The 11,900-nt window shown below is 71.0% G+C and carries 10 protein-coding genes; 8 read left to right on the top strand and 2 right to left on the bottom strand.

Going from position 1 to position 11,900, the window contains the following annotated elements; all coding sequences use genetic code 11:
- The first annotated feature begins 144 nt into the window (after positions 1 to 144).
- From VFO26_RS17450 to VFO26_RS17425, 6 genes are all read left to right on the top strand, one after another.
- The gene (locus tag VFO26_RS17450) at positions 145 to 1,743 is read left to right on the top strand and encodes an extracellular solute-binding protein (protein ID WP_325116361.1); all 1,599 of its coding nucleotides are present in this window, start codon (positions 145 to 147) and stop codon (positions 1,741 to 1,743) included.
- A gap of 74 nt (positions 1,744 to 1,817) precedes the next feature.
- Positions 1,818 to 2,687 (top strand): sugar ABC transporter permease, encoded by an 870-nt coding sequence (locus tag VFO26_RS17445; RefSeq protein WP_325116360.1) that lies wholly within the window; start codon positions 1,818 to 1,820, stop codon positions 2,685 to 2,687.
- The gene (locus tag VFO26_RS17440) at positions 2,684 to 3,583 is read left to right on the top strand and encodes a carbohydrate ABC transporter permease (RefSeq protein WP_325116359.1); all 900 of its coding nucleotides are present in this window, start codon (positions 2,684 to 2,686) and stop codon (positions 3,581 to 3,583) included. The genes VFO26_RS17445 and VFO26_RS17440 overlap by 4 nt, the downstream gene beginning before the upstream one ends.
- Positions 3,584 to 3,602: 19 nt before the next feature.
- A complete protein-coding gene (locus VFO26_RS17435; RefSeq protein ID WP_325116358.1) occupies positions 3,603 to 4,673 on the top strand; it encodes an NAD(P)-dependent oxidoreductase in 1,071 nt (356 codons plus the stop codon).
- Positions 4,670 to 5,779, top strand: coding sequence for an isocitrate/isopropylmalate dehydrogenase family protein (locus VFO26_RS17430; RefSeq protein WP_325116357.1), 1,110 nt, complete (start codon positions 4,670 to 4,672; stop codon positions 5,777 to 5,779). Before VFO26_RS17435 ends, VFO26_RS17430 begins: the two co-directional genes overlap by 4 nt.
- Positions 5,776 to 7,167 carry an amidase gene (locus VFO26_RS17425; protein ID WP_325116356.1) on the top strand — a complete coding sequence of 464 codons (1,392 nt, stop codon included), beginning with the start codon at positions 5,776 to 5,778 and terminating at the stop codon, positions 7,165 to 7,167. The genes VFO26_RS17430 and VFO26_RS17425 overlap by 4 nt, the downstream gene beginning before the upstream one ends.
- 21 nt (positions 7,168 to 7,188) lie before the next feature.
- Here VFO26_RS17425 and VFO26_RS17420 read toward each other — a convergent pair whose 3' ends face one another.
- A complete protein-coding gene (locus VFO26_RS17420) occupies positions 7,189 to 9,159 on the bottom strand; it encodes a hypothetical protein (protein ID WP_325116355.1) in 1,971 nt (656 codons plus the stop codon).
- The gene (locus tag VFO26_RS17415; RefSeq protein ID WP_325116354.1) at positions 9,156 to 10,202 is read right to left on the bottom strand and encodes an NAD(P)-dependent oxidoreductase; all 1,047 of its coding nucleotides are present in this window, start codon (positions 10,200 to 10,202) and stop codon (positions 9,156 to 9,158) included. The genes VFO26_RS17420 and VFO26_RS17415 overlap by 4 nt, the downstream gene beginning before the upstream one ends.
- A gap of 43 nt (positions 10,203 to 10,245) precedes the next feature.
- Here VFO26_RS17415 and VFO26_RS17410 point away from each other — a divergent pair, with 43 nt between their 5' ends.
- Together VFO26_RS17410 and VFO26_RS17405 are read left to right on the top strand one after the other, a co-directional pair.
- Positions 10,246 to 10,632 (top strand): RidA family protein, encoded by a 387-nt coding sequence (locus VFO26_RS17410; protein WP_325116353.1) that lies wholly within the window; start codon positions 10,246 to 10,248, stop codon positions 10,630 to 10,632.
- Complete coding sequence (locus VFO26_RS17405) at positions 10,629 to 11,897, top strand: NAD(P)/FAD-dependent oxidoreductase (protein WP_325116352.1); 1,269 nt, start codon at positions 10,629 to 10,631, stop codon at positions 11,895 to 11,897. Before VFO26_RS17410 ends, VFO26_RS17405 begins: the two co-directional genes overlap by 4 nt.
- Positions 11,898 to 11,900 lie beyond the last annotated feature (3 nt).

Here is an 11,900-nt window from a genome sequence, read left to right as displayed (position 1 = left end):
CCGGGTCACGTCCCAATCGACGAGGTCGGGCTTCCCGACGGCGCCGTTCGGGAGCGCCGGCGGGCGACTTGACGAGGCAGCAGCGAGGCGCCATGATCGACAAATTGGTCATACAGCAGGCCATCGGAAGGATCGGAGGGCACAGTGACTGAGCACATCGACGGGCTCGACGACGAGGGTGCATCCGTCTTCGACCACCGCGTGGGCCGCAAGGACTTCCTCTTCGACAGCGCGAAGCTCCTCGCCGCAGCCGCTGCCGCCGGGCCGTTCTTCATGGCGGAGGAGCAGGCCGAAGCCGCGATCCAGGCGTCGACGAGCAGCGACGCCGCGATCGCAGACCCGATCGCCAAGCGCGCGGTGGACGCGGCCAAGCAGTTCTCCGGGGCCACGCTCACCAAGACGAACGAGTCCGGCCTGCAGGCACTCGACGACAAGAACTTCACCGGCCCGCTGTGGGAGAGGCTGACCGGCGTCAAGCTGAGGGTGATCGAGAAGCCGTTCGCCGAGATCTACTCGACGGTGATCGCCGAGCACATCGCCAGGTCAGGCGCGATCGACTCGGTCGACGGCTCGCCGGTGTGGGTCCCGGACTTCGCGGAGCGCCAGGTGCTCGCGCCGATCGACAGCTTCATCAGGAAGCACAGGGCGCAGGCGACGATGAACGACTACCACCCGCTCTTCCGCCCGATGATGAAGTACAAGGGCAAGCAGTACGGGTTCTTCGACGACGGCGACGTCTGGATCCTCTACTACCGCAAGGACGTCTTCAACAATGCGAAGCTGAAGAACGCGTACCGCGCGAAGTACGGCAGGGCGTTGCGCGTGCCGCGCGGCTGGGACGAGTTCAGCCTGGTCGCGCAGTTCATCACCGACCAGATGGCACCGCGCGTCTACGGCACCGGCCTCGGCCGCACCGTCGGCAATCCGGGCAACCAGTTCTACTTCTACCAGCAGTTCCGCTCGAACGGCGGTGAGTTCTTCAACCCGCGGACGATGAAGGCGCTGATCAACAACGCGATCGGCGTGCGGACGATGAACCAGATCCTCGCGCAGAACAAGGCGTCGCCCCCGGGCGTGGAGAAGCTGGACGTCGTCTCGGCGTGGGTGCAGTGGCTCGAGGGCAAGACGGCGATGATCTTCTCCTGGCCGCCGACGGGGCGGATGTCGGAGAACTACGCGCAGCGCGACAAGGCGTTCGCGTTCATCCCGAGGTCGAAGATCGCGGGCAAGGTCGGCTACGCGGTCGTGCCCGGCCAGAACGGCGAGCACGCCGGCTCGTTCATCAAGGGCGTCATGGCGACGTCGAAGCAGCAGGAGCTGGCGTACCTCTTCAACCAGTGGGCGACGAGCCCGTCGGTGTCGCTGCAGCGGGTGCAGCTGCCCTACACGTTGCGTGACCCGTACCGGATCTCCCACTACCGCTCCAAGCAGTTCGCGCGCCGTTGGCCCGCGGCCAGCCAGTACCTGGCGAAGCTGGCCGAGGGCGCGAACTTCTCCGTGCTCGACCCGATCTACACCGGCTCCCAGGACTACGCCAACGCGCTCGACCGCGGCATGTCCAAGATCTACGCGGGCGGGAACGTGCAGCAGACCCTCAACGACGTCGCGAAGGAGTGGGACACGATCACGGAAAGGCTCGGCGTCGACAAGCAGCGCGCCGGGTACCAGAACTTCCTCAACAACTACCTCGGCTCGACCAAGAACAACACGCCTGCGCGGAAGGGCCAGGCAGTCAAGATCTGACGCAAGCCGTCTCGGTGGCGTCGACGACTGCCGCACAGACCACGAGGAGGCGGCCACGGGCCGCCTCCTCCTGGGTGGACCGGAACATCAAGTGGATCCTCGTCGCGCCCGCGATCTTCGTGATCCTCGCGCTGACCGTCTTCCCGCTCGTGTTCTCGATCTGGACGAGCTTCGTCCAGTACGACTTCTCGCTCGGCGAGGAGCATCCGTGGGTCGGCCTCGACAACTTCCGGATCAACTGGGAGGATCCGGTCTGGCGCCGCTCCCTCTACATCACGGGGGCTCTCGCAGCCGGTGCGACCCTGATCGAGCTCGCCCTCGGCCTGATCCTGGCCCTCGCGATGCTGCGGCCGTTCCGCGGACGGCGTGTGCTGATGGTGCTGTTCGTGATCCCGTTGTTCGTGAGCCCGGTCATCGTCGGGATGTTCTTCGACCTCTTCCTGCGCAGGCCGCAGGGACCCGCCAACCAGATCGTCAGCTGGCTCGTCCCGGGCCAGACCTCGATCGACTTCACCTTCGACTCGCCATGGACCTACGTCTCGATCCTCGTCGCGGACGCGTGGCAGTGGACGCCGTTCATGTTCGTGATCCTCCTCGCAGGCCTCGCCTCGATCCCGGACGAGATGTACGAGGCCGCCGACCTCGACGGTGCCAGGCCGCGGCAGGCCTTCTTCTTCGTGACGCTGCCCCTGCTGGCGCCGATCATCCTCGTGGCGGTCACCTTCCGCTTCATCGACGCCGCCAAGCTGTTCGACATCATCTTCACGCTGACGCGGGGCGGGCCGGGGACGGACACGTACACGACGACGTACTACCTGTATCAACAGGGGTTCCAGCTGTTCCACCTCAGCCAGGGCACCGCCGGCTCGTGGATGTTCATGCTGATGCTGACGTTCATTGCGTTCTGGCTCGTCAGGCGCCTGCTCAAGCCGGTGACGGCGTGAGCTCGCAAGCATCGACCAGGCGGTCGGACGACTCGGCGAAGGTCATCCTCGGCTGGAGGCTGCGGGTCGGGTGGCTCCGCTTCCTGGTCATCGGGGTCTGGCTCGTCTTCCTGCTCGTGCCGCTCTACTGGGTGGCCGTCGCGTCGATCAAGCCCCAGGGCGACCTGCTCGCGTCGCCGCCGGTGTGGTGGCCGGACGAGCCGACCGACCTGCACTACGCCGAGGCGCTCAACAAGTTCAACGGCTGGAAGGGGCTCAAGAACTCGCTGATCATCGCGAGCGTCACCACCGTGCTCGCCGTTCTGATCGGGACGGCGGCCGCGTACTCGATGGCCCGCTTCCGGACCGGCGGGAAGCACCTCGCCTTCTGGTTCCTGTCCGGCCGCATGCTGCCGCCGATCGCGATCATCATCCCGATCTTCCTCCTCTACAGCCGCTACTCGGAGGAGTGGCTCGGGTACGCGCTGATCGACACGCGCACCGGACTCGTCCTCCTCTACACGGTCTTCGCGCTGCCCTTCACCGTCTGGATGATGTACACGTACTTCCGGCAGATGCCCCCCTCGCTGGAGGAGGCAGCGCTCGTCGACGGGTGCACGCGCATCCAGGCGCTGCGCAAGATCGCCTGGCCGCTCGCGGCGCCCGGCGTCGTCTCCGCGGCCGCCTTCGCCTTCATCTTCTCCTGGACGGAGTTCCTGTTCGCGGTCGTGCTCGGACGCGACAACGCGGTGACGCTCCCGGTCGCCCTCGCGGGGATGGCGACGTCCTTCCAGGGCAACCTCTACGGCGAGGCGAGCGCGCTGACGATGGTGTCGCTGATCCCGGCCCTGCTGCTCGGGATCCTCCTGCAGCGGCACCTCGTGCGCGGGCTCACCCTCGGGGCCGTCCAGGGCTGATCCAGACGAGGAGGGCCGGATGAGCGAGAACCGCTACCAGCAGGGCATGGGCAGGCCGGAGATCGACATCGGCGCCCGCGGCGCGGAGCGCAAGCCGGTCGGCGAGCGGACCACGCTCGTCACGGGCGGCGCCGGCTTCATCGGCGGAAACCTCGTGCGCGCGCTGCTCGACACGGGACGGAAAGTCGTGGTGCTCGACGTGCGCGACTTCATCCCGGAGGCGCGCTTCACGATCGGGGACACCGCCGCCGACGTGCCCTTCGAGCTCGCCTCGATCGGCGACCAGGCGCGGGTGCTCGACGTGTTCCGCGTCCACCGTCCGGACGAGGTGGTGCACGCGGGGATGATCCTCGACCCCGCGTACCTGGCCACGAACCGGACGACCGCGTTCCAGGTCAACGTCGGAGGCGTGATCAACCTCGTCGAGGCGATGATCGCCTTCGGTGTCCCCCGCATCGTCAACTTCTCGTCGATCGGCGTGCTCCCCCGGGTCATGTACGAGCCGATCGACGCCAACCACCCGATCCTGCTCGCAGACGCCGGGCCGGGAACCGACTTCTACGGATCGACGAAGGTCGCCGCCGAGGCGATGCTCTTCGCGTACAACCAGGCGCTCGGGCTCGACTTCCGCACGATCCGGCCCTCGGCGGTGTACGGGCTCGGCATGAACCAGTTCGTGGGGCCGATCAAGGCGATGGTGGAGAACGCGGTGCGCGGCGAGCCGGCGCACTTCGAGTTCGGCGGCGCCCACCCGCGCGCGTACACCCACGCCCGGGACATCGCGGGCCTCGTGGTCGCGATGCTCGACGCCCCCGGGGACGCGGACCGGATCTTCTACGGCTCCACGGGCGGGGAGATGGTGACCACGACGGAGGTGGCGCAGATCGTGCGCGAGCTCGTCCCCGGCGCCGACGTCGAGATCGGCGAGGAGCTCTCCGAGGCGGAGAAGCCGGTCGTCGCGCTGCGGGCGGAGCTCTCGATCGAGAACGCGCGGGCGCAGCTCGGCTGGGAGCCGCAGTACGCCTCGATCCGCGACGGCATCGCCCAGTACGTCGAGGACTATCGGGCCTTCGTCGAAGCGACCGGATGACGTTCGACATCGCCGTTCTCCCGGGCGACGGGATCGGCCCTGAGGTCGTCGGAGAGGCCGTACGGGTGCTCGAGCGCGTGGCAGAGCTCTCGGGCGGCGAGGTCGACCTCCGCCTCGAGGCGTTCACCGTCGGCGCGGGCGCATGGCGGCGCAGCGGCGAGGCGATCGCGGACGACGTCTACGCCTCCTGCGACGCGGCGGACGCGATCCTGATGGGCGCGGCGGGTCTCCCGGATGCGCGCCACCCGGACGGCAGGGAGGCCGGCACCGACGTCATCTTCCGGCTTCGCTTCGGACTCGACCTCTATGCGGGGATCCGGCCGGTGCGCCTCTACCCGGGCGCCCCCACGCCGCTGCGTGACGCGGGCGTCGGGATCGACTACGTGATCGTGCGCGAGAACGTCGAAGGGCTCTACGCCGGCAGGCACGGAGGCAGCCGCGTGGAGGGCGAGGTCGCCGCCGACACGAGCATCGTCACGCGGGCCGGCACGCGCCGGATCGCGGAGACGGCCTTCGGGCTCGCCGAGGCCCGCGCGGAGGACGGACGGGGGCGGCCGCCGCTGGTCACGTGCGTCGACAAGGCCAACGTGCTCGCTTCGTACGCCTTCTTCCGCGAGGTCGCGTCCGAGGTCGCCGCGCGGCACCCGGAGGTCGCCTTCGAGGCCGTCTACGTCGACGCGGCCGCCCTGTATCTGGTGCAGCGCCCCGCGACGTTCGACGTCCTCGTCGCCGAGAACATGTTCGGCGACATCCTCTCCGACCTCGGTGCGGGCACCGTCGGAGGGCTCGGCCTCGCGCCCTCCGCGGACGTCGGCGACGCACACGGGCTCTTCCAGGCCGCCCACGGCTCCGCCCCCGACATCGCCGGGAAGGGGATCGCGAACCCGCTCGCCACGATCCTCTCGGCCGGGATGATGCTCGACTGGCTCGGGCGGCGACGGGAGGACCATGCTGCCCTTCGCGCGTCGGTCTGGATCGAGGACGCGGTCGGAGCCGCGCTGCGTGACGGCTCGGGGCTGACGGGCGACCTCGGCGGCACGGCGGGCACGGTGGAGGCCGGGGACGCCGTCCTGCGCGCGCTCGACGCCGTCTCAGCGGCCGCATGACCGACGACGAGATCCGGGCGCTCGTCGACGACCCCGAGCTGCGGCCGGGCGTGCCGGCAGTCGAGCTCGCCGCGGCGTGCCTGGGCCGGCTCGAGGAAGCGCACTCCATGCACGCGATGATCACGATCACTCCGGAGCTCGCGCTCGCGCAGGCTCGGGAGGCGGACGACCGGCGCAGCCGTGGAGACCCGCTACCCCTCGACGGCATGCCGATCGTGCTCAAGGACAACATCGACGTCGCCGGCGTACCCACGACGGTCGGCTCCCGGCTGTTCGCCGACCGGGTGGCGACGGAGGACGCCGGGGTCACCCGCCGCCTGCGCGCCGCCGGCGCAGTGATCCTCGGCAAGGCGAACATGCACGAGCTCGCGTTCGGCGCGACGTCCGCGAACGAGGCGTTCGGCCCGGTCGTCAACCCCGCTGCGCCGGACCGGATCCCCGGCGGCTCGAGCGGCGGGTCGGGCGCGGCGGTCGCCGCGGACCTCTGCGTCGGCGCGATCGGGACGGACACGGGCGGCTCCGTCCGGCTGCCGGCGTCGCTCTGCGGGGTGTCCGGAATTCGGCCGACCTACGGCGCCGTCTCGAACCGGGGCGTGCAGCCGATGGCGGCCTCGCTCGACACGGTGGGACCGCTGGCGCGCGCGGTCACGGACGTACGCTCGTTGCTGGCCGTCGTTGCCGGATTCGATCCCGAGGAGCCGGCGTCGAGCGACCGTCCGCTCGCGCTCGACGGCACCGCCGAGCTGAGCGGCGTGCGCGTCGGCGTCGTCGAGGCGTTTCTCGCGGCGGCCGACCCGGGGGTGGCGTCGTGCGTCCGGTCGCTCGCCGTGGTGCTCGAGGAGCTCGGCGCGTCGCTCTCCGAGGTCGAGCTCCCGGGCTGGGAGGACGCGGTCGACGCCTGCTCCCGTCTGATCCGGGGCGAGGCGCTGACCCTCTACGGAGAGGCGCTTGCGAGCCGTCCGGAGGCGCTCGAGGGAGGCACCAGGCGGCGCCTCGCGCTGGCGGCCGACCTGAGGAGCGCAGACCTCGAGCGACTACGCGACGCCCAGGTGCGCTGGACAGACCATCTCGACGACGTCTTCTGCGCGGTCGACCTGCTCCTGACGCCGACGATCCCGGTCGAGGCGCCTTTCGCCGCCGGCGCGGACACGGTGGAGACGACCAACGCCGTCGTCCCCTACACCTTCGTCTTCGCGTTCGCGCACGTCCCGGCGCTGTCGCTCCCGTGCGGGACGAGCGCGGGTGGGGCGCCCGTCGGCGCCCAGCTCGCCGCGGCGCGCGGGCGCGACGGGCTCGTCCTGCGGGCGGGGGCCGCCGTGCAGGCGGTGACGGACTGGCATCGCAGCCGTGCGCCGTGGCCGTTCGCCGGGGTCACAGTGGCCGACTGAGGTGGAAGACGGCGACGGGAGCTACGCCGGGTCGACCCGGACGACCTCGTACGGGGCGAGCGTGAGCTCGAGCTCCCCTGCCGCCTCGACGCTCTCGGCGGGGCGCCTGAACGCCGCCGGGTCGGACGAGGCCTCTGCCGCGGTCGACTCGTTCAGCCTTCGTAGCGCCAGCCTCCCCTCGGTGGGGGCGACGACGACCTCCTGCTCGCGGGGCTGCAGGTTGGCGACGAGCAGGCGCGTGCCGCCGTCCTCCGGCCGGACCGCGAGGCCCACGGCCGCGAGCACGTCGCTCGACTCGCACGCCAGCACCTCGGCGCCCTCCCACTCGGTTGCGTCGGCGAGGGGGTGGTAGAGCGGGAACACCTCGCCCGGGGCCGATCGGAACGCGTCGGGCAGCTCGGTGCCGACAGCGCGCTCGAGCACGCCGCGCCAACCGGTGGTCTCGTAGTAGGTCACCGACGACGCCCCCGCCTCGGCGACGTACTTGATGCTCCCCGCCGTCCATGCCGCGCCGAGGAGCGAGGACTGACGGACGTCGACGGAGTCGGGAAGCTCGCCGGGGACGTCCGGCGGCGGGGCGCCCGCCGCGTGGAAGTTGAGGCGGCGGCGCATGGTGATCGGCGAGACGACGACCGCCTTGTCGCCTGCGATGGCACGCGCGCTTCGCACGGTCTCCGCCTGCGCGTCGAGGTTCTCGACGATGTCGACGTCGGTGAAGGCATGGATCTGCGGCGTCAGCGAGTAGCAGATCCCGTCCCACGTCCCGTGCCGGGGCCGCGTGCGGTTGATCTCGGTGAAGTAGATCTCCGTGCCGCCGACGAACGCGGCGTCCGGAAGCGCCTCGCCGAGCGCGGCTCTGACCGTGTCCATCAGGGCAGGGCGCGTGGTCTCTGCGGGCGTCGCCGTGCGCGAGTCTGCGTTGATCACGAGCACCCGCGCCACCGGCGGCCCGCCGTCGAGCGCGCCCGTCAGAGCCTGGAGCTCGGCCGAGTGCGTTTCGAGCGCGTGCAGCGAGACCTCGAGCCTGGATCCGGTCGCCGCAGCGGTCTCCTGTGCGGCCGCGAGCGCGTCTCCCCAGTCGCCGCGGTCGAGATGCACCTCCGCACGCACGTGTGCCGGCGCCAGCGCGCCCAGGAGCTCCCGCTCACCGGCGTCGGGCCGGTGGTGATCCCGGTCCTGGCCGAGGCCGATCGCGGGGACGCGGGTGCCGGTCGGCTCGCCGACCGACAGCCGGACGGGGCCTTCGCTGCCCGCGCCCGCGGGGACGTCGACGGGGGTGATCACGAGGCGCTGACGCCGCTGCTGGCCGGCCTCGAGCGGTGCGGGCCGGCCCAGGGCGATCGGCGTCGAGTACGTCTTGAAGTTCGCATCGGTCCAGTTGCGGTGGTCCTCCGTCTCCCACAGGTCGCCCTCGAGCTCGAGCAGGAGCCGCCCGCCCCCCGGGAGCTCCATCTCGAGCCGGTCGTAGGCGGGGAAGAGCGCGCGGTAGGCGCCGTCCACGAACGCCTGCGCGCCGATCTCGTCGGGGAAGGCCCCGTCGAGCTCGCCGTCCGGGGTCCTGGCGCGAAAGCGGGCGCCCTTCGTCTCGCGCCACGGGTGATGGACGCAGATCCCGATCCGGTTGTACGGGAGAACCTTCTCGGCGCGCCCGTCGAAGACGACCTCGACGCGGCCGTTCTCGTCGCCGGTGATCCTCCCGTGCCAGCTGAAGTCGATCTCCCGACGTGCATGGCGGGCGTCGAACTCGACGCGGAAGCTCGCGTCGGCCTGCTCCACCTCGAGGCCCGAGACGGCGGCCGGCACGGTGTCCCAGTCGACGTCGCGCACCGCTGCGTAGACGCGGCGCACGAGCTCGGTGTCGCCGATGCGCAGGTAGCGGAGGTCGATGCCGTCGAGCAGCGCGGTCACGGGCCCGGCGTGCAAGGTGCGCATCTCGGCGATCGGGGCGGCGGAGCCGTGCAGGAGCCTGAGGCGCTCGGCGGTCGTGGTCATGGCTGTCCTCCTCGGGCGTCGAATCGGGCGAGCTTCTCGATGAAGAGCGGGTTGTCGACGACGGCCGGGTTGGCGAGGTCGGCGGGAACGCGCCCGGCCGCGGCGGAGAGGAGCGCCGCGCAGGCGGACTCGACGCAGCCGCGGACGAGCTGGTCGGTGTACCCGAGCGAGTGCGGCGCCCCGACGACGTTCGGCAGCTCGAGCAGCGGGTCCTCCGCGGGCAGCGGCTCGGGGTCGACGACGTCGAGGCCCGCGCCCGCGAGGCGTCCTTCGCGAAGCGCCTCGACGAGGGCGCGCTGGTCGACGATCGCGCCGCGCGCGACGTTGACGAGGAACGCGGTCGGCTTCATCAGTCCGAGCCGCCGCGCGTCGAGCAGGCCGCGTGTCTCCTCGGTCAACGGGCAGGCGACGACGACCACGTCGGACTCGGCCAGCAGGGTCTCGAGCGGAACCTGCCGCACGCCTTCCTCCACCACCGGCGTCCGCTGCGTGACGAGGACGTCCATCTCCCACGGCGCCATCAGGCGCACGACCTCGCGCCCGATCCGTCCGTAGCCGATCACGCCGAGCGCCCGGCCGGTGAGGCCGAAGCCCTGCGGGAGGAAGCGCCCGGGGCCCCAGTCACCCTCGTGCAGCGTCCGGTCGCGCTCGTGCAGGCGGTGGCTGCACGCGAGCACGAGCGCGACGGCAGCGGAGGCCATGGGCCGGGTGGTGCCCTGCGGGGTGATCGTGACGGCGATGCCTCTCCTCGTGCACGCCTGGAGGTCGACGAAGTCGAGGCCGACGCCGTGGCGCGCGAGCAGCACGAGCCGGTCGACCCCGTCGAGGCTGCCCTCGGTCACCGGCGCGGAGTAGTGGTAGAGGCCGTCGAGCCCCTCGAGGAGACCCGGCGTCAGCGGACGGGCGTCCTCGGCGAGGAACGCCCAGCGGATGCCGTCGACCTCGAGCGGGGACAGGTCGTACGGTGCGAAGACGAAGCTGCCGTCGGGCGTGCGGGTGCCGCGCTCGACCCCGATCAGGAACGTGCTCCGGTCGTCAGGCATGCCGTATGATCGATTCTCGCAAAACGACCAGGAGGTGCGTGGAATGACCGGGCGTGTCGTCGTCGGCGAGCTCCCCGTCGGCGGTTCGGAGCCGCTCATCTCGAGCGCGGTCAGGTGGGGCGACCTCCTCTTCCTGTCCGGCCGCGCCCCGATCGACACGACCACGATGGAGGTCGTCTCCACGGACTTCGGCGTTCAGGCGCGGAACGTGATGGACCAGATCATGGATTCCCTCGCCGAGGCGGGCACGGGGCCCGAGCACGTGCTGCGCGTGCAGTGCTACCTCCTCGACCCGGCTCACTTCGACGAGTGGAACACCGTCTGGGCCGAGTACTTCGCGGCCCCGCGGCCCGTGCGGACGACGATCGTCACCGGCTTCACGGTCCCGGGGATGCTGATCGAGGTCGAGGCGACCGCCGGCATCCCGTGAAGGCGGTCGTCATCGGAGGCGGGATCTCCGGGCTCTGCTGCGCCTACTACCTGCGCCGACGCGACGTCGACGTCACGGTCGTCGACCGTGCGCGGGTCGGGGCGCGCACAGCCTCCTCATGGGGCAACGGCGGCTGGATCGCGCCCGCGCAGGCGGGCCCGCTGCCGGAGCCGGGGCTCACGGTCTACGGCCTGCGGGCCCTCGTGCGGGCCGACTCGGCCCTCTACTTCCGGCCGAGCTACCTGCCCCGGCTCACACCGTGGCTGCTCCGCTTCTGGACGTACTGCAACGAGCGTGACTACGACCGCGGCACGGCCGCCCTGGCCGCCCTCGGCCAGCCCTGCTTCGAGCTCGTCGACGGGATGGTCGCCGACGGCATCGAGTTCGAGCTCTGGAAGCTCGGCATGGTCTGCGCCACGGAGAAGGAGGAGGACGCCCGGAAGGTGCTGCGCAGCCTCGAGGGGATGCGGCGCTACGGCTACGACCTCCCGGACGACGTGCTCGGCGAGGACGAGATCCACGAGCTCGAGCCGTCCCTCAACGACCGCGTGAAGGCGGGCTTCCACCTGGCCGAGCAGTGGAACGTGAAGGCGGACACGCTCGTGGAGGGGCTCGCGACGCGGCTGCGGGAGATGGGCGTCGAGTTCCTGGAGGGCGCCGAGGTGATCGAGTTCGACGGCACGGGCACCGTCGTCCGCTCGGTGCGCACGGGCGCGGGCGACGTCGGCGGTGACCAGTTCGTGCTCGCCGCGGGCTCGTGGACGACACCGCTCGCCGCCAGGCTCGGGGTGAAGATCCCGATGGAGCCCGGCAAGGGCTACTCCTTCCTGCTCGCCCCGAAGCAGATGCCCAGGCACGGGATCCTCTTCGCGGACATCCACGCGGGGGTGACGCCGCTCGGCGACCGCGTCCGCATCGGGGGCACGATGGAGTTCTCCGGATACGACCTCGCGATCGACGAGCGGCGCATCTCGAACCTGTTCGACCTCGCCCGGGGCTACATCGACCTCGAGAAGCCCGACTACGAGGAGCCGTGGGCCGGTCTCCGCCCGATGACCGTCGACGGGTTGCCGATCCTCGACTGGGCGCAGCCGTACCGGAACGCCTACCTTGCGACGGGCTACTCGATGCTCGGCATGACGGTCTCGGCGCCCGCGGGCGAGGCGATGGCCGAGATGATCGTCACCGGAGCGCGGCCCGGGGTCTTCGAGCCGTTCCGGGTCGACCGCTTTCCGCGCGCGATCGCTCGCCGCCCCGGCGGCTGACGG

Origin of the sequence: Gaiella sp. (assembly GCF_035710885.1) — a bacterium.
Classification (GTDB): Bacteria; Actinomycetota; Thermoleophilia; order Gaiellales; family Gaiellaceae; genus Gaiella.
The sequence above is the reverse complement of the archived record's forward strand: the minus strand, read 5'-3'. Positions and strand labels throughout refer to the sequence as shown.